This is a genomic window from Acinetobacter sp. CAU_H_60 (assembly GCF_058599385.1).
On the sequence record NZ_CM178653.1, the window covers coordinates 1,753,322 to 1,774,211 of the forward strand.

At 42.6% G+C, this 20,890-nt stretch carries 16 protein-coding genes; 4 read left to right on the forward strand and 12 right to left on the reverse strand.

Features of this window, described 5'->3' with window-relative positions; translation table 11 throughout:
- Positions 1-118 precede the first annotated feature (118 nt).
- From AC4MBN_RS08155 to AC4MBN_RS08175, 5 genes are all read right to left on the reverse strand, one after another.
- Positions 119-1,111 carry a restriction endonuclease gene (locus tag AC4MBN_RS08155; RefSeq protein ID WP_419364808.1) on the reverse strand — a complete coding sequence of 331 codons (993 nt, stop codon included), beginning with the start codon at positions 1,109-1,111 and terminating at the stop codon, positions 119-121.
- Between the two features lie 134 nt (positions 1,112-1,245).
- Complete coding sequence (locus AC4MBN_RS08160) at positions 1,246-3,885, reverse strand: bifunctional aconitate hydratase 2/2-methylisocitrate dehydratase (protein WP_419364810.1); 2,640 nt, start codon at positions 3,883-3,885, stop codon at positions 1,246-1,248.
- Between the two features lie 297 nt (positions 3,886-4,182).
- Positions 4,183-4,452, reverse strand: coding sequence for a hypothetical protein (locus AC4MBN_RS08165; protein WP_005235947.1), 270 nt, complete (start codon positions 4,450-4,452; stop codon positions 4,183-4,185).
- A gap of 214 nt (positions 4,453-4,666) precedes the next feature.
- Positions 4,667-5,026, reverse strand: coding sequence for a hypothetical protein (locus tag AC4MBN_RS08170; RefSeq protein WP_004783806.1), 360 nt, complete (start codon positions 5,024-5,026; stop codon positions 4,667-4,669).
- Positions 5,027-5,138: 112 nt separating this feature from the next.
- On the reverse strand, positions 5,139-5,585 hold the full coding sequence (locus AC4MBN_RS08175) for an I78 family peptidase inhibitor (RefSeq protein WP_419364812.1): 447 nt from the start codon (positions 5,583-5,585) through the stop codon (positions 5,139-5,141).
- Positions 5,586-6,040: 455 nt separating this feature from the next.
- Between AC4MBN_RS08175 and xseA the strand changes: the two genes are divergently transcribed.
- Positions 6,041-7,312 (forward strand): exodeoxyribonuclease VII large subunit, encoded by a 1,272-nt coding sequence (gene xseA, locus AC4MBN_RS08180; protein WP_491880114.1) that lies wholly within the window; start codon positions 6,041-6,043, stop codon positions 7,310-7,312.
- Entirely contained in the window at positions 7,302-7,496 is a 195-nt protein-coding gene (xseB, locus tag AC4MBN_RS08185; protein ID WP_419364816.1) for an exodeoxyribonuclease VII small subunit, read from the forward strand. Before xseA ends, xseB begins: the two co-directional genes overlap by 11 nt.
- Before the next feature lie 108 nt (positions 7,497-7,604).
- Here xseB and AC4MBN_RS08190 read toward each other — a convergent pair whose 3' ends face one another.
- Both AC4MBN_RS08190 and AC4MBN_RS08195 read right to left on the reverse strand, forming a co-directional pair.
- A complete protein-coding gene (locus tag AC4MBN_RS08190; RefSeq protein ID WP_491880115.1) occupies positions 7,605-12,128 on the reverse strand; it encodes a translocation/assembly module TamB domain-containing protein in 4,524 nt (1,507 codons plus the stop codon).
- 38 nt (positions 12,129-12,166) lie between these two features.
- Entirely contained in the window at positions 12,167-14,923 is a 2,757-nt protein-coding gene (locus AC4MBN_RS08195) for an autotransporter assembly complex protein TamA (RefSeq protein WP_419364820.1), read from the reverse strand.
- 174 nt (positions 14,924-15,097) lie between these two features.
- Here AC4MBN_RS08195 and AC4MBN_RS08200 point away from each other — a divergent pair, with 174 nt between their 5' ends.
- Together AC4MBN_RS08200 and coq7 are read left to right on the forward strand one after the other, a co-directional pair.
- On the forward strand, positions 15,098-16,417 hold the full coding sequence (locus AC4MBN_RS08200) for an MFS transporter (RefSeq protein ID WP_419364821.1): 1,320 nt from the start codon (positions 15,098-15,100) through the stop codon (positions 16,415-16,417).
- A gap of 3 nt (positions 16,418-16,420) precedes the next feature.
- Positions 16,421-17,056, forward strand: coding sequence for a 2-polyprenyl-3-methyl-6-methoxy-1,4-benzoquinone monooxygenase (gene coq7 / locus AC4MBN_RS08205; RefSeq protein WP_004783823.1), 636 nt, complete (start codon positions 16,421-16,423; stop codon positions 17,054-17,056).
- 435 nt (positions 17,057-17,491) lie between these two features.
- On the opposite strand, the gene AC4MBN_RS08210 is transcribed toward coq7, so the two are convergent.
- From AC4MBN_RS08210 to AC4MBN_RS08230, 5 genes are all read right to left on the reverse strand, one after another.
- Complete coding sequence (locus AC4MBN_RS08210; RefSeq protein ID WP_419364824.1) at positions 17,492-17,926, reverse strand: 2-amino-4-hydroxy-6-hydroxymethyldihydropteridine diphosphokinase; 435 nt, start codon at positions 17,924-17,926, stop codon at positions 17,492-17,494.
- On the reverse strand, positions 17,883-18,263 hold the full coding sequence (gene folB, locus AC4MBN_RS08215; protein ID WP_004783828.1) for a dihydroneopterin aldolase: 381 nt from the start codon (positions 18,261-18,263) through the stop codon (positions 17,883-17,885). The genes AC4MBN_RS08210 and folB overlap by 44 nt, the downstream gene beginning before the upstream one ends.
- 132 nt (positions 18,264-18,395) lie before the next feature.
- Positions 18,396-19,694, reverse strand: a complete 1,299-nt coding sequence (locus AC4MBN_RS08220) for an ABC1 kinase family protein (protein WP_491880116.1) — start codon at positions 19,692-19,694, stop codon at positions 18,396-18,398.
- 58 nt (positions 19,695-19,752) lie between these two features.
- Entirely contained in the window at positions 19,753-20,523 is a 771-nt protein-coding gene (locus AC4MBN_RS08225; RefSeq protein WP_180002248.1) for a HesA/MoeB/ThiF family protein, read from the reverse strand.
- A gap of 39 nt (positions 20,524-20,562) precedes the next feature.
- Positions 20,563-20,751, reverse strand: a complete 189-nt coding sequence (locus AC4MBN_RS08230) for a hypothetical protein (RefSeq protein ID WP_180013001.1) — start codon at positions 20,749-20,751, stop codon at positions 20,563-20,565.
- Positions 20,752-20,890: the final 139 nt, after the last annotated feature.

Sequence of the window (20,890 nt, forward strand, 5' to 3'; positions counted from 1 at the left end):
ATCCCTTATCTTATACTGCTTATTGCTTAGTTAGCAAACAATTAAAATACTTGACATAAGTAGTTTTATGCAAAATTTTTACATAAATCTTTTTTTCTGATTTGATTATCAATTTACTTTACACCCAACTTAACTTAGGTACATCAACGATCCCTAAATTTTCTTTTGTAGATGACTTTAATTTTGATAAATTGGCATAAATCCAATCTACCAATTGTTTACCTTCCATAATATTGACTTGATTTAACTCAGCAAATTCTTTTGACTCATCTGAAATATAGCCTGTTGTAATTACCCATTTATAAGTAGTTGCATCAGTTTCATTTTCATATGCTATTAACTGCTCAATTGCATGTTTACTTGTTTCACCTCTATGATGCTTAACTTGAACAAGAATATCTTTTAAAAATGGGTTATTTTCTGATGTTGCTTGTATATCAACATCTGCTATTCCTTCTCCATTTTTCTTATCTAAAATATCTACACTTGAATATCCTTCAATTTCTAATAGTTCTTTTACCAACTCCTCTAAACCTCTCCCCCCAGCTTTTAGTCTTGTATGACCCTTGCAAATTGCCTCTAATAATTCTTTTTTAAATTCCTGCTCATAAAAATCAGCTTTTACCTGAAAGCTATTATTTACTTCAAAATGACCATAATTATTTAAATTTTGGATTAAATGCTCTATTTCATCTGAAAATCTAGACAAGTCGCCAATTGTTGTACGTAATTTCAATCTACTTTCTAAATTTTGCTTTAAAGCCGCTCTTGGAATTAAAATAACCTTATTGTCTTTCTTAAAAAACTCTACACTGATCTGATTAGCCCCATGACCTCCAGTGAATAGTGGATCAAAAAACTTCTCTCCTACTACTGTTGCTATAGCAATTCTTCTCCCTAAGGGAACAATAACAATATCATCTTGTTTTAAGTTAAAGTAATTTTTAACCTGGTTTGTCATCCGACCAATAGAACCATTTTTCTGAATAATTTCTTTTATGAGAGAATCCGCATTAACGTGATTAGCGAAATTTATTTGTTTCCAGCCATACCCAATTTTATTCTCTTTGATTAAAGATTCCGGACTTCTGACCATTAAATATTTTTTCATTTTTCTACACACAAAAAATAAGGGCTGATTCCTCAGCCCTTATCTTAAACTACTTATCGCCTAATTTTCAAAGTAAATCATAGATTTACTCTTGCGCTCGGGAAAAGCCTTTCGGCTTTTCTCCTCCTCGCTCATTAAGCCAATTGAGCAGCAGCAATTTTCTTAGTATCTACGTCTTTCGCAGCATCTGTATACTCGCTCATCTTGTCGAAGTTCAAGTATTGGTAGATGTCAGCAGACATGCTGTCGATTTGAGCAGCGTACTGTTGGTATTCTTCTGGAGAAGGTAATTTACCTAATACAGCAGCAACAGAAGCAAGCTCAGCAGATGCTAGGTAAACGTTAGCACCTTGACCTAGACGGTTCGGGAAGTTACGAGTAGATGTAGACACACAAGTTGTGTTTGGAGCTACACGTGCTTGGTTACCCATACACAGTGAACAGCCTGGCATTTCTGTACGAGCGCCAGCTTTACCATAAGTATTGTAGAAACCTTCTTCCATCAATTGGTGTTCATCCATACGAGTTGGAGGAGCCAACCATAGACGAGTAGATAAAGAACCACCAGGTACTTTGTCTAGAAGTTTACCAGCTGCACGGAAGTGACCGATGTTAGTCATACAAGAACCGATGAATACTTCATCAATTTTTACGCCTTGAACGTCAGAAAGAAGTTTCGCATCATCTGGGTCGTTCGGGCAGCAAAGAACTGGTTCTGTAATTGTAGAAAGGTCGATTTCGTATACTTTAGTGTATTCAGCGTCAGCATCAGCTTTAAGAAGTGATGGATTAGCCAACCATTTTTCCATGTTCTCAACACGGCGCGCCATAGTACGAGCATCGCCATAGCCTTGTGAAATCATCCACTTCAGCATAGTGATGTTAGAACGTAGGTATTCAGCAACTTTCTCTTCAGAAAGCGTGATCGCACAACCAGCAGCAGAACGTTCAGCAGAAGCATCAGAAAGTTCGAATGCTTGCTCAACAGTCAGGTCAGTTTCCATTTCTGTCAGGTCGATCTCAAGGATACGGCCAGAGAAGATGTTTTTCTTACCTTTCTTCTCTACAGTCAGGTCACCTTCTTGGATCGCTACGTAAGGAATTGCATGTACTAGGTCACGTAGAGTGATACCAGGCTGCATTTTACCTTTGAACTTCACAAGAACAGACTCTGGCATATCAAGTGGCATAACACCAGTTGCTGCAGCGAATGCTACAAGACCAGAACCCGCTGGGAATGAAATACCGATTGGGAAACGAGTATGTGAGTCACCACCAGTACCAACGGTATCTGGAAGAAGCATACGGTTTAACCAAGAGTGGATAATACCGTCACCTGGACGTAGAGAAACACCACCACGGTTCATGATGAAATCAGGAAGCGTGTGTTGCATTTGAACGTCAACTGGTTTTGGATACGCAGCTGTGTGACAGAAAGATTGCATTACCAGGTCAGCAGAGAAGCCTAGGCAAGCCAAGTCTTTCAATTCGTCACGAGTCATAGGACCAGTTGTATCTTGAGAACCAACTGTAGTCATACGTGGTTCACAGTAAGTACCTGGACGGATACCCTGACCTTCAGGAAGACCACAAGCACGACCAACCATCTTCTGAGCAAGGGTGAAGCCTTTGCCAGTGTCAGCAGGTTGTACTGGAGTACGGAACAGAGTTGATGGCTCAAGACCAAGCTCTTCACGTGCTTTAGTTGTCAAACCACGACCAATGATCAGGTTAATACGACCACCCGCACGAACTTCGTCTAGAAGTACTGGAGTTTTAAGGTCAGCTTCAGCGATTTGAGCGCCGTCTTTGAACGCAGTTACTTTAGCAGCAGCCTTGTCGATTTTAAGAGTGATTTCATCACCCATGTTCATGTTTGCTACGTCAATTTCAACTGGTAACGCACCAGCGTCTTCCATAGTGTTGAAGAAAATCGGAGCAATTTTAGAACCTAAGCAGTAACCGCCTTCTTTCTTGTTAGGAATGTGAGCGATTTCGTCACCGAAGAACCAAAGTACAGAGTTAGTTGCAGATTTACGAGAAGAACCTGTACCAACAACGTCACCTACGTAAGCAACTTTGTTGCCTTTCGCGATGAGGTCTTTAATTTGGTTTAATGGACCAACTTCACCAGGAACTTCTGGGTTGATGCCATCACGTTCGTTTTTCAGCATTGCATTTGCGTGCAATGGAATGTCTGGACGGCTCCAAGCGTCTTGTGCTGGAGACAAGTCATCAGTGTTAGTTTCGCCAGTTACTTTGAAAACTGTCAGTTTGATTTCTTCTGGAACGTCTGCACGGTTAGTGAACCATTCAGCGTCAGCCCATGATTGAAGAACAGCTTTTGCATTTGCATTACCTGCGCGTGCTTTATCAGCTACGTCATGGAACGCATCAAATACAAGAAGCGTTTTTTTCAAAGCTTCAGCAGCAAGACCACCAAGCTCTGCGTCTTCTAGAAGTTCAACTAAAGGAGCAACGTTATAACCACCAAGCATAGTGCCTAGTAAGTAAACCGCACGTTCTTTAGAAACTAGTGGAGAAGTCGCTTCGCCTTTTGCCAATGCAGCTAAGAACGCAGCTTTTACGTATGCAGCTTGGTCAACACCCGCTGGAACACGGTTTTCAAGCAAGTCAACTAAGTATGCTTCTTCACCAGCTGGGGGATTTTTTAATAATTCAACTAATGCAGCAGTTTGAGCATCATCAAGTGGCTTCGGTGGGACTCCGAGTGCGGCACGTTCTTCAACGTGTTGGCGGTAAGCTTCTAGCACGGTGTTATTCCTCTTTTTTAAAAAATTACCTGTGAATTCCTGCTTTATAAAAGCTTCACAAATAATATGGACTCTAAAATTTTACTAAAATTCCAGTTAAAAGTTAATGCAAGTACAGTGTTTCTTTGTGATGCTCATTATTTTATAACTAAATGATGCTTATAAAGATCATTCAATAAACAAATCATCATCGCCTTGCATAATTTAAATACAGATATGACAACTTTTAACCAAATTTGACGCATAAAAAAGGCAACATCGATGTTGCCTGATTTACTTAGAAAAAGATACTCCACCTTAGTGGACTGTCGTCGAGTTCAAATATTGCTGAAAAGCGTCCCGACAACCCTCAAATTTTAATTCACATTGATCTTCATAGGTCTGGCTATGGTTATTGCTGGCAAAGGAAATCTCGACCAGACAGCGTTTTTTGTCCTGCACCAAGATCTGCTTAATCACGACCTTGTCTCCTACACTCAGAACATAGCGTCCGCTACCGATAATCGCCAATCCTTTTTCATCTTCTAACAGCAGATCTGAGTGATATAAATACTTCACGACGTCCATATTATTGTTCTCCTCAAGGCTTTGGAGTTAAATTCATTATTCAATATAAAGATAAGCATTTCTATATTTTAGATTTAGCAATTGTCACAAATTATATTTAATGTTGCTTAGGCTATTTTTATTATTAGAAGAATATTCTTATATCTATAAACCACTATTTAATTTGAATGAAGATTCCTTAGTTTGCTTTATTTAGATATAAAAAAACCGTTCCTTAGAACGGTTTGTAATCTGGCATTTTATCATGCGGTGTGGCGATACATTTTTCAGTAAATTCAGCGCGGACTTTCTCACGGGCTGCATCTACATCGGTCTTAATTTCCTGTTCCGGAAGTGCATAGACTTCATCGATAATATTCAGGATAAAACCGCGAGTGATGTCATCATCGATCTTGTTGGCATGCTCAACAGCCTTTTCTTTCTCGATCGCATTCTGACGATCCAGCATAATGGTTCGTGCAGCATTCCCCACACTACGACAATAGCCATGCCACTGCTCTTCAGGGGTTAAAGGTTTTTTCTCTGCACAGCCGACCAGAGCAACCATCAGCGATAAAGCAAATAACTTTTTCATGAATTTCTCCTTCCGAGAGGCACTATAAGAGATCAGCGCAGATTTGTCATTTAAAATGAAATTTCTACCTATTCTTATTGATACTGCCTGCCCGAAAGTAGCATTTCATATCTTAACCACAGCTGGCCTGAACTACTTTCTTAGTAGCTGGATCTACAGTGACCGTCACGCGCTCTTCACGATAATCCATAGTGACAGGCTGGCCAGGTGCAACCATGCGTACCATTTGAGCTTTGGTTTTCTCTTTGATTTGCGCTTCAGTTAAATTGGATTGGCCAACCAACGCAGCTGCCTGATCAGCGATACATTTAGGCTGGTTTGCTCGGAAATATTCCCATTCTTCGACCACTTGCCCATTTTTTAAATGACAATAGCCCACTTGCCCATTAGTTTCATTACGGATTTCCAGCTTTCCACCCTGATTAATACAATAGGCACTTGCTGGATTCGCTGTTCCTAATGACGTAGAGTTTGAATCAGGCGACTGGGTTGTGCTACAGCCAGCAAGGAGGATGGATGCAAACAATCCGGACAAACCAGATAAAATTATTTTTGTCATGAGCGGTATTCTTCTAAAGGAATTCGCCTTTAATGTAGCATATTCCACTTATAGCGTCAGATCTGAAAAGGCTTGAGTGTTTGTAATTCTGTAAAAAGCGGCAGGAACAGTTCTTATTATCATTCGATTTAATTATATTTAGGATTCGCACTATTTCCTATGATTTACCTTAACCAATAATCAACCTTCAAAAGTAGTTTCTTTTTTCAAATAGCCAAAATTTAGTTTTAGTTAACTATTGGAATGGCTTTAAGATGACAATGTCATTACATTATTATACAAAGTGTTTATTACCCTTCATCAACCAAGCATTACTCTAATATTTTGTTTTTAGATTATTAAATTAATTATTGCCCAGCTTCTTTGTCCTTGCCTTTTTTATGCACGAAGCTTGATGTTTGTACTAGCGGCCATATTGCTTTAATATTTGATTGAATTTTAAACTTTATCTCAGCATGCAAGACGATCTCCAGCTTTCTTTAAAAGAATACCTTTCTACGGTTCAGGAAGTGGTCAAAATCACTTTCGATACACCGGTGTGGGTCAAAGCCGAGATTCGTAATTTAAATATTAAAACTGGCCATTATTATCTAGAACTGGCAGAAAAAGATCCTGACAATGATCAGGTCATTGCCAGTTGCCGGGCCACGATCTGGAAATTTGCTGCACAGAAAATTGTGACGCAATTTGAACGTGAAAGTGGTATTGAGCTAAGCCGGGATCTTAAGGTTTTAATCAAAGTAAAAGCTAGTTTTGATCCGCAATATGGGTTTTCCCTAAATATCGTAGAGTTTGATTCTGGATATACCTTGGGTGATATAGCCCGACGTTATCAGCAGATTGTAGAAAGACTGAAAACCGAAGGTCTGATTGATCGCAATAAAAATCTGCCTACACCTTTTGACCTCAACCGGATTCTGGTGATTGCTCCGGAAAAGGCTGCAGGTCTGGGCGATTTCAAGAAAGATGCTGATGCTTTGCAAGAAGCTCAGGTATGCGAATTTATCTATCACAGTGCGACCTTTCAGGGAAATACTGCAGCGCAAAGCATCATGCAAAGCTTGGCACAAGCTTTAAAGCAGTGGGCACAAACGTATCATCACGCGCCTGATCTGATCGTGATCATCCGTGGCGGTGGCGCAGTCAATGATCTGGCTTATTTGAATGACTATGCACTGGCTGCCCTGCTCTGCAAACGTTCAGTTCCCGTCTGGGTTGGTATTGGTCATGAAAAAGACAGGACGATTCTGGATGAAATCGCTCATCGATCTTTTGACACACCGAGTAAGGTGATTGCTGGAATTCGTAATCATGTGGTCGAGCTAACTCAAGAAGTTTTAAATAATCTGCAAAGCATCCAACGGCTTTCTCAACAGCAAATTCAGGCTTATCAAAACCAGAATGAGCAATATCTAAAACTAATCCAGAATCTGGCCAATCATCAGATTATGAATGCCTTGCAACGTTTAGAGCAGCTCAAGTCCAACACTTCTAACCTTGCCCAGCAACAGACCCAACTGATTAATCAGCAGCTAGATGCCCTGATGCGGGAAACACTACTGCAAAATCCCAAACATGTTTTGTCCAAAGGCTATGCCATTGTGCGGCAGCAAGATCACGTAGTTCGTTCAATCAATCAGATCAATGCACAACAACCCGTTCAAGTTGAATTACACGATGGCCTATTTTCAGCACAACTTACGCAGGTAACTCCCCATGAGACATGATACTTTGAGCTTTCAGGAAGGCTATGACATCTTGAAAAAGAATGCTGAATTACTTGAATCTCAGCAGGAACCAGATATTGATAATCTGATGAAAATCGTTGAAGAGTCTATGCAGGCGTATAAAGCCTGTAAATCCCGAGTGGAAGCCGTTCAGAATGCACTGAACGAGACCTTTAAGGATTAATTTTATTGAATACCTTAAATCAGTATAGCCTGATGATTTAAATAGCTTAGGCTATTTTGAAATCTCTTGCCTATAAAAAAGCCCTCATTTAGAGGGCTTTTGATTAGATTAGAATCGCCAGTTATAGAACAAGTCAATTGCACGCTCTAAAGATTGACTGGCTTCCAGATATAAACGCTGGTTCATTTGATAACGTAAAGTCAGCTTGTTCACTGGGGTAAATACGCCAACCCCATAACGGATATACAAGTCTGGCGTAATATAACCGGTTACAGACACCTGAGTATCATCCCCTGTGCCCTGTGCATCCAGTGCCAGACCGCTCAAGCCAAAGCTACGGCCAATCTGGTTGGTCAAGGCACGCGTACCACCCAAGCCCAGACTGATCCCTGCGGCAGCAATGGTGTTGTTTACATCAGATCTAAAACCTTCCGCCTGACTTAAACCTGAAGCCCCTTCATTGATACGACCAGTAATCAGGGCATTCAACGCTTCCTGTTCAGACAGACCAACATCGTTATACACCTGAATGGCAGGACTTGAGGCTGTACCAGTGACACGTACACCCACCGTACTACCTTGAATGGATTTATTGGCATCAATATCTAAAGTTGGATTCGACAGTGGGCCATTAAAACGCGCAATCGCACGGTTCAGATCCAGACTTTGCCCATAGGCTTCAATTTTCACCCGTTGCGATACCCCGATCGCGCCATTGGCACGCATCGCAGATTCCAGACCACGTTGCGTCAGATTGACACGACCTAAGAGTGGAATACGGCTGTCAAAGCCCTGGAAGATCACCTGGTTTCCTAACGACACTGCAACATCTGCGCGAATATCCCATGGACGTGCAGCTTTCAGAATGGCGAGCTGGTCATCTCCCTCACGTACTACGCGTACGTCAGAAGACAAGCCCACCACAGGTTCAGACGCTTCAGGCATTGAAATCAGTGCACGAGGAACATCGACCTTGCCACTCAAGCTCAATTTTTTATTGAACGGATACATATCCAAGGTCAAATCAGGTGTAACCACCGCAGTAATCAACGGTGCCTGACGAATCAGCAGATTTTCGCCCTGAAGTTTGAGCTGTACGCGAGGATCCCCTTTCCAGTCTACAGAACCAGTTAATTTACCAGCACCACGACCACTATTAAATGCACCATTAATAGTCGCGGTATTTTGACGGACTGATGAATAGAGCTGCACATTGGTCAGATTGACTGGCAATGAAATCATGCTGATCGCCCCGTCCTTAACCCGAATTTCACCTTCAAGTAATGGATCGGTTAACGTTCCGCTAATTTTACCTGCATACGACAAGGTACCATCCAGATTACGCACATCCTGAATGAATGGCTTAAAGACCTTCAGCTGAACCTGGTTAAAGGCAATCTCGCCACGCATTGGTTTATTGTCACGATATGGATCAATAATCACATTGGCATAGCCTGTACCAATATCCGGCGTTTTCACATCCAGACGAATCTGTAGTCCAGCAGCCACGCTTTTTGCGACCAGCCCCACTTCATCATATTTTAAAGTCGAGCCTAAATATTCCGGATCATCAGAAGATAAGCCGATCACCCCATTGCGGGTTACCAGACGTGCATCAATTTTCGGTTTGGCACCTTGTGCCCAAGCTGCCTTAGCATAACCATTCACTTTACCGGTTAATGCTATACCTTCTGGCAGGAAGGCACTAAAGTCAGCCAGATCCAGGTTACGGGTAATAAAAGAAGCACTGCCTCGAGTTTTATTGACTCGAATTGGCTGGTCAAAGCAAAGCTGGCTTTGCTGGCTCATCCAGCAATGAGCGCCCACAAATAGATCCGACTGAGCAGTGTTATAAATCACAGCTGCATTTTGACGCTGCACCAGATGGGTACGCAGTGAGTCAAAATCACCGCGCTGGATCTGGCCTAACCAGTTATTTTGCGCATTAAAACCACCTGCGAGCTGAACAAAAAATTTAGACAGCTTATTTTCAGCCTGAACTTGCAGCACATGCGCGGCGCGCGTTCCAGCTAGTGAAACTTCACCGCGTACAATCTGTCTATTGCCACTACGCAACTGATCCATGGTTGCAGTCAATAAAGTCGGTGTGGTTTGTGAAGTCGGCAACTGGCCGCGTACCCGAATCTTGTCTACGCTAAACAGGTTCTTGAAGGCAAAATTATCCACTGCCAGATTCGCAGTTGCTTGTAAACGCGGTTGTGCCTGCATATTGATGTAGCCTTGTACCCGGCCTCTTAATCCTGGATAAAGCTCATATAATGCCGGTGCATTCACTTTAAGTTGCAGATTCTGTGCATTACCTGTGGCCTGGAGCTGGTTGCTGGCATAAGACAGGAACAGGTTATTGGCTTCAAACTGTTGCGGTACAAAACCACGCTGCTTGGAGTCAATCAATACAGCCAGATTACCCTTACCGCGTACCGGTTTATTATTCAACATACCGGCCAGATTTAAGCGTTGAATCTGGACACGCTTCACTGCATCCGACCAGATACCTTGAGTTTGCAGATTGCCAGACAATTCACCTTTAAGCTTGGCATTGAAATACTGAGGTTTAAAACGCACCAGAGAGGCATTTACATTCCAGCCAATACCATTTGCTAAGTTCACCTGACCATTGGCATTAATTTTTCCAGCGACACCATCATGACGCAGTTCCTTGATATTCAGCATATCAGGCGTACCTGACAAGCGCAGTTTCAGCAATCCCTGACTGGCCTTGATCTGGCTGGCACTTAATGCACCATCATAATTGACCGCATAACTTTTGAATCCGCCACCTGCTTTTTCATCATGGAACAACAAGGCAATATTACTATTACCTGTCAGGTGAACGGTTTCATTTTGCGCAGCCAGTCGTCCGGTCAGATCTACACCGCTGAGATTAATAATTTGCTGATTCGGGCGTGCATAACCACTGGCTTTTACCCGACCATTCAAGCGGTCAATTGGTGAAGCTGCAGCCAGAGTCTGAGTATTCAGGTTCTGGGCATTTAATACTGCGGACCATCTGAGCTGACGTTTTTCTTCTGGCAGTTCAATTCGTGCATTACCTGTTAGGCTGCCGGCCTGTCCATTTCCGCTATATTTAAAACTTGGAACATTCAGGATGTTATTTTTCAAGTTTAGTTGTGCCTGATACATTCCTGTCGGCAACAGCCCTTCTTCATGCTGAGCAACTTGGGTAGCAACATGGATATTTTGCTGGCCTTCTACCAGTACCAGATCAACATCGCCTGATTCACTTTTTAACCAGCCAATATAAGGCACAGCACGATCAATATTTTTCCAGGCCACATCCAGCAACATCGGTTGAGCTTTATTGTCATTAACCGGCTTCTGATCCAGCTTGATATTCCAGGTTTCATAGCGGTCAAAATCAACCAATCCTGTTAAATGTAGGCCATTTTCCAGATTGCCGGCAGAGGCAATACTGCCATCCAGACTTGGTGGCAGAAAGTCCTGCACTACCTGTGGAATTCGCTGATGTTTCGGATCAATCCCATTCATGCGACCTGTCAGATCCCAATCCACCCGATCAGCCCAGCCCACAGTACCCGCCAGGCTTACCGAGCCTTTCATCAGCTGACCATTTAGATCAGTAATATTGAGCTGATTGACCAGATCGGTATACATCACTGCGGTATATTGCCCATCCGGGATATTTTCACCTTCAATATCGGTGCGGACATTCAAATCCAGGCGCTTGGTATTCCCATTAAACTCAGCCACACCATCTTTCGTAAACAGTTTTTGCTCTGTCAGAATTGGCCAGTGATATTGCTTAAACTGGAGTTCACCACGCATAGGTACATTAGGACGCATCGGGTGCAGAACCGCCCAGCCTGTCAGCAAATCTGGAGTGTTGGTCGCGACCCCGGCCTGAATGGTATCCAGTGTGCCTCTAGCACGCACTTGAATATCATGAATATTCAGGCTTTCTCTGAGTGAAGGCAGATTTAAAATACCACGTGCATCCAATGGATATTTACCTTCAAACTGCATTTTCCCAGTAGCTTCACGTACCGACAGATAGCCCATGTCCATGCGGGAATCTTCGAAATTCAGCTCGGTACCTGACCATAATGCTTCATTCAGTTCAATATTATAAAAATCCACTGCATCGGTCTGGGTTTTAATCACCAGGTGATCGAGAAGTAAGTGGTCAACCCGCAATACAAACGGTAAACGAATAGCATTGAACTTGAATGGCTCATCACTTGGCGGATTTTTATTAATAATCTGTAAATTCACTACATCTGCTTCAGTCAGATGAATTTCTTTTTTGATAATCGCCCGCCAACCCAGCTTGACATCAGCACGGTCAATTTTGACATCGACCGGTTTCAGGGTAACCAGAACATTTTTCAGGATAATCCCGCGCCACAGGTTCCCACCTTCATATTCATAATGAATGATTTCCTGGCGCTGCATCACCTGATCGAGCAGGAATTTACTGCCTTTATCGGTAGAAAACAGGATCGCCAGTACAGACAGCAGAAAAATAAGAGAAAAAAGAACCGACAATAGAATACTTCTAAAGATACGGCACTTTTTCGGCACAACTTCAGGTTGTTGCTCTTGTTCTGGCTGTGGTTGGTTCTCGACCATGATCTACCCAAATAACTATTTTTTAATTAATAAATGTTTTATAACTGCGAGCCAATAAAGAAGTGCAGACGAATCGGATAATTGTCATCCGACAGTCCGGTCGCCACATCTAAACGAATTGGGCCAATCGGTGAAGCCCAACGAATCCCCAGCCCCGCACCATATTCTGTTGGATTACTAAAATCCTCATTATAGGCATTTCCGGCATCCGCAAATACTGCAGCGCGCCAGCCTTCCCTGAACTGATAATTATACTCCAGTGAAGCCACACCCAAAGCCTGTCCGCCCACTTTAAAGCCTTCAATTTCCGGAGAAAGACTCTTATAGTCGAAACCACGGATGCTCTGGTCACCCCCACTAAAATAGCGCAGGTTATAAGGTACTTTGGCAAAATCTTCAGTAAAGATATAACCCAGATCCGCACGTCCAACAAACTGGTGATCGGCATTTTCACCTAATGAATAGATAAAACGCCAGCCTGCATTTATGATGGCCATATCGGCATCAGACAATAAAGCTTCACTGCCCAATTCGATTTTATAGGTTTGCTTAAAGCCCTTGGTCGGGTTCACCCGGCGATCACTATCGGTACGGGAAACTTCATAACCCACCAGTAAAGACTGCTGTTCATCTTCAGTATTGAATCTGAATGCTTCTGGAATCTGGCTAAAATCAACTGAACCATCCTGCGTCAGACGATCCAGGCGGTAACGCAGACCGTAAGTTTGTTGCCAGCTGCCACGCGGATTTTTAATAATCCGGTCAGCACCGAGTACCGCAGATTCAATTAACAGGCCATCACCTTGGGCCACACCATCACGTTCTTCACGCTCATAACCGCCCACGATACTGATATAGTCATTAAGTGGATGGTTGTATGGAATATTATAACGGCCATCAATGGACTGACGGATTTGTGACAATTCAAGGTTGGCATCAAATGAGTGACCACGCTTGTTTACGATCGCGCGGCGATATTGTCCACGTAAGCGTGTTCCGGTATCCGTACCATAACCCAGACCAACTTCGGCACTGTTAAGACGGTCTGCATTCAGTGTCACGATCACCGGAATTTTTTTCTCTTCACGAGCTTGAGCCTTTAAACGTTCTTCTTCGTCTTCTTTGGTCTGCTGCTGAACCCGCAAAGTTCTTAAATTTGGATTCTCTGCATCACGGCTACCGGCAAACTGATCTTCATCCACCACATCCTGTGTAACTTCCTGATCGGATGCCGGTACAGCTTTTTTGGCCACACCTATTTCATCTTCTGAAAACTTCTGTTCTTCTATCAGACTCTGAATATCCGGTGCCAGTTCCAGCTCCCGATCAATAGGATCAGGACGAATCGCATCCACCAGCGTATAGTTAAAATAACGTGAGTTCGTCAGGTTGTTGGCCAGGCTATTTACACGCCAGAAAGTGTAATCGGCACCATCTTCCCAAGTAACCAGACTTTCCAGCACATCACGATTCAGTGGAAATTCTTTTTCAGGATCACTCATCCTGAACTCGACATTACCCAGTTTATAACGCTCACCTGTCTCAAAGCGTAAATTTACATCGGCTGTATTTTCGGGTTGGGCAATGCGCACATCGTGCAAGCGCCAGTAAGCATCGAAATAACCATTATTGCTGGCTGCGGTATTAATCCGATCCTTGGTTTTTTCATAATCCCCATGGTTAAAGATATCACCTTCTTCCTGTTCAGGTAGAAGACTAATAACCTGGAACTGCGGCTGTTCACCACCTGGGCCACTAAACTCAATATTATGGGTATTGATAATGACTGGCTCATTCGGGGTTACATAAACTCTGACCCGACTGTCAGATAATTTTTCAAATCTGAACTGGGCATTGTAATAACCTACAGCTTGGGCAGCCTGATTGGACAAATTACGGAGTTGCGGTAATGCAGATGAAAAATCGTCAAAGGATTCTTGAGTAAAGCTAGAAAGTTTAGCTTTTACATTATTTCTGAGATTCGTATAACCTTCTGACCGGGCTTTACGATTCAATCCGCCATTGCTTTGTGCAGTACCATTTCCATTCACAATGACCACATCTGCACTGATCCGAGGCAAACTGGCGGTCATAATCTGGCGAGGTGGACGGATTTTATAAAACAGTCGTTTGAAAATATTCGGACGTTTGTCATTTTCAGGCGTTGTTGGTGCAGGCAACTCGGATAAGGTCGCACCGGACTCATTTCTTTGGACAATGATCTGGCTATCGGCCTGAATGGACTGCATAAGCTGATCAACATTCACAGGTGCCTGATTGATTTCAACCAGTTCCTGCTGACTCATATCATTGACTACCGTTTCAGTTTGCGCTGATTGGCGATAGGCTTGCGCCTCGCGTTTCGCTTCTTCTGCGACCTGATAAATCTCATTGGCCATACTCTGGTCAATCGTTTGCACCGGCAGGCTTTCTAAATCATCAAACTCAATTGGCTGAAATTCACCCAGAGACGTTCCCATAGTCTGCTGTTCTTGCAGCATTTGCATACTATCTACAGTCGAAGTTTCAGGTTCTAAAGCTTCTTCAACTTTTTCTGTGGCTTCAGCTTCGGTCGTAGCTACCCCTTGTCGTACGGCTTCCTGGGATAACTCTTCGATCATTTCTGCCTGAGATAGTGCTACCGGAGTTTCCGTCTGCTCGGTTTGTGCCATGCCCTGATGCGATAACATCATGAAAAATATGCTCATACATAGCCTGGCTCGGCCATGATATGGTACGAGAGACCCCATACTACGATTCAGCATCGTTTGTTTAAATTTTCTCTTTGCGGGCATAGCAAACTCTAAACGAATACATTCTTTAATTGATTATTTGACCGAAAAAGATAAGCTAAAGAACTTAAATTATTGGGTTTTGCCTTTACATGGACGAAAGTATCTTACATGATTTTTCTCAATGTTTACGTATATCTCACATTTCTTAATAAATCTTAATGTAGCACGTCTTATATGAACAACAATGAACATTTGTTAGCGAGCCGCCGCTTTTTACCCATGTTCCTGACCCAGTTTTTTGGTGCACTGAATGATAATGTTTTTAAACAGGCATTATTACTGGTGATTACCTATGGCTGGATTCAGCAACAATCAGCCAGTATTAGCACACTAAATAACCTGGCCGCACTATTGTTCATTTTGCCTTATTTTATTTTCTCTGCGACGGCAGGCCAGATTGCAGACAAATATGAACGTTCCCAGCTGATTCGCTATCTAAAGATTTTTGAAATTGTGATCATGATTGTGGGGACTGTTGGTTTCCTACTCGGTCATTTATGGATTCTATTGTTTGCCCTGTTTTTAATGGGTACTCAATCCACTTTTTTCGGCCCGATTAAATATGCCATTTTGCCTGAAGTATTAAAACCAGATGAACTGATGTCAGGTAACGCGCTGTTCCAGTCAGGCACTTCTTTAGCAATTTTATTCGGTATGATTCTGGGTGGTGCAGTCATTGCTGCTTCTACAGGCAATCTGATCTGGATCAGCCTGACGGTATTAAGTATCGCCGTGATTGGCTATCTCTCCAGTCGTTATATTCTGAAGCAGAGCATTCCAGCGCCTGAAATCAACATTGACTGGAATTTTTTCCGGACCAGCTTTCAGACCATTAAATATGCCAAAAGCTTACCGCTGGTTTTTTTAATTCTGCTGGGTAACTCCTGGTACTGGTTTTATGGTGCAACCTATCTTACCCAGATTCCTCAACTCACCTTACAAAACCTGCATGCTTCTGAAAATGTCGCCAGTTTGCTTTTAACCTTTTTCTCTGTCGGGATCGGCTTAGGTTCTTATTTATGCCGCAGATTAGGAGGTACTGAGGTCAATATCAAAATGGTTCCCATTGGTGCCATTGGCCTTGTAGTCTTTGCCTTATATCTAGCCGCAAGTCTTGCCTTTGTTCCGGAACGTACCGGTACGTTACTCGGCTTGGCAGATGTATTCCAGCAAGGCTGGAGCTATTATCATGTGATGCTGGCGGTAACTTTACTAGGCATCAGTGGCGGTTTTTATATCGTACCGCTGTATGCCATGATGCAAGCGCATTCTCCCCGCTCACATCGTGCACGTGTGGTTGCAGCAAATAACATCCTGAATGCCGTTTTCATGGTATCTTCTGCTATATTCTCAATTATTATTTTAAGCATTTTAGAGTTTGATCTTAAAATACTTTTCTGTATTACTGCAGTGTTGAGTGGCCTGTTTACCTTATGGCTGCTCTATAGATTGAAACCGATGATCAAAATCGCAAAAGCCCCTTTGGAGGATTAATTCATGCGTCAATATACAGGTGTCGATAAGCTTATTCATTCTTTTGACCAGGCATTACGCAGTCTTGTTCCAGGAACGACTTCCTCACAACGGGAAAATCCAGCCAAACCGGTTGAAACTCAGCTTACCGTGAGTGATGCCCGTCATGTGGCTGGTTTAATGCGTGTGAATCATAGTGGTGAGGTTTGTGCCCAGGCGCTTTATCATGGACAGGCATTAACAGCGAAATTACCAAATGTACGTCGGGAAATGGAACAGGCGGCAATTGAGGAACAGGATCATCTGGCCTGGTGTGAAGACCGCTTACAAGAACTGGATAGCCATACCAGTTTACTCAATCCGGTCTGGTACGGCCTTTCCTTTGGGATGGGTGCAATTGCCGGCATTGCGGGTGACAAATACAGTCTGGGTTTTGTTGCTGAAACCGAACGCCAAGTGAGTATGCATTTACAGCATCATATTAATCAGCTGCCCGCACAGGATGAACGCTCACGTCGCATTCTGGAACAAATGAATGAAGATGAACTGCATCATCGTGATACAGCTTTGGCTGCAGGCGGTGTAGATTTACCCCTTCCAGTCAAGATTGCTATGACCGGTATTTCCAAGTTAATGACTAAAACCAGTTATTATATTTAAGTATCAAATGAAGCCCTCTTTTTTGAGGGCTTTTTTCATTCTTATGAATTCTTAAACAAGATAACTCATTGATCGTTTTTTGAGTGTAGATCAATCAATTTAACCGCCTATCCAACAGAATATTGATTCACATTTTAATCAAACTCTATTCGTTTATTTAGCTGTTATAATCGAACCGGTTTCATCTCGTATTTATTAAAATTCTAGAACGATTGACATAGGTATAACTGCTAAATAGCTATGACCTATTTATCAAAAAAATAATGCTTTAAAGGTGACGTATGGAAACAGGTATTATTCTTGGCATTCTGTTTGCAATCATAGTGTTGTTAGTTGTTTTTTATCACAAGAAAAAATAGACAGCTGTTCTTAGCAAATTCCAATTCGCTAATTAAACTAAGCTAAAAGATACCTTTTACTCGCTTTAGATATAAATTAAATTTTGACTTGTGGATATTGAAGACGGCGATCATATTCAAATGCAGGATGAGACCAGATGTCATGCATCGGGATTTTTACGTCTAGGGCAAGCGGTAATTTTTTCGGATTAAAGTCCATCTGATTTAAATCATTTCCCCATGCAATCAGGTCGACATCCAGGCTGATCTGATGCGATGGTCGAACCCGCCCTGAATCCGTTTCCATTTGCTTTAATAAATCTGTCATATCTTGAACAGAAACCTCACTGTATAGGAGACAGGCTGCATTCCAGTAATCTGCTCCGATACTATCCCGACATGGAATGAGGTAAATTGGAGAAAACCGGACTTCCCCCAACTCACTGATCCGTTGCTGGGCAGCCTGAAAATGTTGCTGTGGATGACAATTACTCGCCAGTGCTAGGGCGAATATCGTTGCGGTGGCGTTCAAGACGTATCCCTACAGAATTGGCTTGCGCGATAATGGCAGGCTTACGGATCGTAATCATAATCGATTCTACACTTTCAAAGGTAGCAAAAAGCGCGTCTAGTACCAGTTTTGCTGCATGTTCGATCAATTTTGGCTGAGCTTCCTGAATCACCCGCGCTGAAATCTCGCAAATTTCGGCATAATTCAAAGTATCTTCCAGTTCATCTGACTGTGCCGCTTGTTCTAAGTTGGTACGAATGTTTAGATCCAGCATTAAAGGCTGAATGATTTGACGCTCCCAATTAAAGCAGCCGACTACTGTATCGACCTTTAAGCCTTCAATAATAATTGCGTCCATTTTAAAACTCGGAATTTAATATTTACCAATAATCTCCCTAAATCCCTCTTTAATACAGAGGGACTTTCATCACTTCTAATTATTTTGTAATGAAAGCCTCCCTTTATTAAAGGGAGGTCGGGAGGGATTAAATTAATGCTTTAACAGCAAATTTGGGTCCATGGTCTGAACCATCTGCAAACGCTGATCTGCATAAATGTCTGTATACGGTGCCAGAATTCGCATGAAACGGTCGAAATACAGCATTTGCTTAAACAATAAGGCAAAGTCACGTGGGAAGCGAATGCCATGACGTTCACCGACTGCCACCATATCCATCATAATATCGTTAAGATCTGCTGGGCTTGAAGTCAGTAATTCCTGAGGATCAGCTAACATCACACCACTAAACAAACGTTCGAGATCAGCCGCAAGCACTTTGGTATCAATCGCAACTGCAGTCATGCCCATTTTCAGCATATTCTCTGCCATCAGGGTATAATTGGTATGCTGCAAGGCATCCATAAAGGCCATACACGCTGTCCAGACTTCTGGTTTAAGCTGGCCGACAATACCAAAATCAATAAAGCCCACACGACCATCTTCAAGCAGCATCAGATTACCCGCGTGTAAATCAGCATGGAAACTGTTACACATCATCAGGCTGCCAAACCAGGTGTTCATTGCAGTGATGAGAACCTGTGACGGGTCTTTAGCGACCTTTTTCACCACTTCAAAATCAGTCAGTGGCACGCCATATAAACGTTGCATAGTCAGCACACGACGTGTTGAATATTGATGATAAACCTTAGGAGCAGTTGCTGCTTTGTTATTGGTGATATTCAGATAATTGACGAAATCATCCAGATTTTGTGCTTCTTCAATAAAATCAACTTCACGCACCATCCGGGTTTTGATTTCTTCGACAATATCTGCCAATGACGCAAATTTTACTTTCGGTACTGCTTTTTCCAGCAGTTTGGTCGCCCAATGCAATACATTTAAATCGGTATATAGAATTGTTTCCACACCCGGCTTTTGTACTTTAATAACTACATCTTCACCAGAAACCAGCTTGGCCGCATGTACCTGTGCAATGGAAGCAGAAGCCAGTGGTGTTTCTTCAATTGAGGCAAAGATTTCATCCAAGTTTCGGCCAGAAAACTCTGATGCTAGCACTTCTTGGATATAGCTGAATGGCAAGGTCGGTGTTTGATCCAGACAGCCCTGAAACTCTTCCACATATTCACGCGGAAACAGCGACGGCGTACTGGCAATAAACTGACCGAGCTTGATATAGGTTGAGCCTAAAGACTCAAATGTTTCACGCATGAGTTTGGCATTACTTGGCTTTTCAGTAGCATATTTAATGCCGGCCTTCGCCGCAACTACCGCGGTTTCACCCATACGGGCAACCGAACGTATTCCATCTAACCAGATATTTTTTTTCATAATGTCTTAGGAAAAATTAATTACATGCAGTGTAGCAAAAAAATTAAATTTTGCAGGCCTATCTTGCCTGACAGACCGGGCAATCTGTATCTTTTTCGAAACTTAAAATGCGCTGTTTGAAACTCAGACCATCCCAAAGTAAAAGTTTCTGCCTAAGTGGCATTTTACCCAGGCCTAAATAAAGCAAAGCATGATGAGCTTGCAAACTCGCCATCACATTCGGCGTAGTCGCCAATACGCCTGAATCTGCACAGCGCAAACTGGTATCAGCCTGATGTTCAGATGGGAACAGGCAGGCATAACAGGCTGAATCCCCTTCCATCATGAACAGTTGCCCTTGCAAGCCAATCGCAGAAGCACTGATTAAAGGCACATTCAGTTTTACACAGCTCTGATTGACCAGATAACGTGTCTCGAACTGATCACATCCATCCAGCACTAGATCCTGATGTTCAATAATACTTTCTGCATTTTCAGTCGTTAAAGCTTGATTGATATATTCAACCTGAACATTCGGATTAATCTGAGCCAGTCTTTTCGCGAGTATTTCTGCCTTATAAAAGCCTAAATCATTTGGCGTAAATGCCAGTTGTCGTTGCAGATTACTCATCTCAATCGTATCAGGATCGATCAGGGTAATTTTGCCAACACCTGCCCGTGCCAAAAGTTCTGCCAAGGCACAACCAATCCCGCCGCACCCCACGATACAGACATTAGAAAATTTCAACTTTTCCTGTGCTTCAATATCCCAGCCATCCAGAAGAATCTGGCGACTATATAAGTGCAATTCAGCATCGGTGAGTTCAAACTCTGGGGATATGGCATCCATAGTCGATATAGACAACGTCGTTCCTTGTTTCGAAGATTTTTAAGAAGCATGTGCCACAAAAAGTGCATTTACCGAAATTTCAATATGCGGATAAATCTCGAGCAAATTAACTTCTCTGCGCATAAACAGCAAATCAATAAATGGCTTGGCAATACTAGCGCTAAATAGCATATCAGTTAAATGCTCCGTATCAAGCTGATAGTGTCCTAATAAATATGTAATAGTCATATTATGAATGCACTTAACTTGATCTATATGCCACTTAATTTATTCACGTATTACATCTTCCTGGAACCTCGTTCTTCTATTCTTTTATCACCCTGTAACTGAATTTCGATTGTTTAGCACTTCTGTAGCTGCTGCCTGC

What these genes read in the sequence shown, in the direction of transcription:
- AC4MBN_RS08175 (WP_419364812.1), bottom strand. Translation starts at nt 5,585, where the DNA reads ATGACAAAAATAATTTTATCTGGTTTGTCCGGATTGTTTGCATCCATC.
- xseA (WP_491880114.1), top strand. Translation starts at nt 6,041, where the DNA reads ATGCAAGACGATCTCCAGCTTTCTTTAAAAGAATACCTTTCTACGGTT.
- AC4MBN_RS08170 (WP_004783806.1), bottom strand. Translation starts at nt 5,026, where the DNA reads ATGAAAAAGTTATTTGCTTTATCGCTGATGGTTGCTCTGGTCGGCTGT.
- AC4MBN_RS08165 (WP_005235947.1), bottom strand. Translation starts at nt 4,452, where the DNA reads ATGGACGTCGTGAAGTATTTATATCACTCAGATCTGCTGTTAGAAGAT.
- AC4MBN_RS08220 (WP_491880116.1), bottom strand. Translation starts at nt 19,694, where the DNA reads ATGAAAAAAAATATCTGGTTAGATGGAATACGTTCGGTTGCCCGTATG.
- AC4MBN_RS08155 (WP_419364808.1), bottom strand. Translation starts at nt 1,111, where the DNA reads ATGAAAAAATATTTAATGGTCAGAAGTCCGGAATCTTTAATCAAAGAG.
- AC4MBN_RS08230 (WP_180013001.1), bottom strand. Translation starts at nt 20,751, where the DNA reads ATGACTATTACATATTTATTAGGACACTATCAGCTTGATACGGAGCAT.
- AC4MBN_RS08200 (WP_419364821.1), top strand. Translation starts at nt 15,098, where the DNA reads ATGAACAACAATGAACATTTGTTAGCGAGCCGCCGCTTTTTACCCATG.
- AC4MBN_RS08195 (WP_419364820.1), bottom strand. Translation starts at nt 14,923, where the DNA reads ATGCCCGCAAAGAGAAAATTTAAACAAACGATGCTGAATCGTAGTATG.
- AC4MBN_RS08190 (WP_491880115.1), bottom strand. Translation starts at nt 12,128, where the DNA reads ATGGTCGAGAACCAACCACAGCCAGAACAAGAGCAACAACCTGAAGTT.
- xseB (WP_419364816.1), top strand. Translation starts at nt 7,302, where the DNA reads ATGAGACATGATACTTTGAGCTTTCAGGAAGGCTATGACATCTTGAAA.
- folB (WP_004783828.1), bottom strand. Translation starts at nt 18,263, where the DNA reads ATGGACGCAATTATTATTGAAGGCTTAAAGGTCGATACAGTAGTCGGC.
- AC4MBN_RS08225 (WP_180002248.1), bottom strand. Translation starts at nt 20,523, where the DNA reads ATGGATGCCATATCCCCAGAGTTTGAACTCACCGATGCTGAATTGCAC.
- coq7 (WP_004783823.1), top strand. Translation starts at nt 16,421, where the DNA reads ATGCGTCAATATACAGGTGTCGATAAGCTTATTCATTCTTTTGACCAG.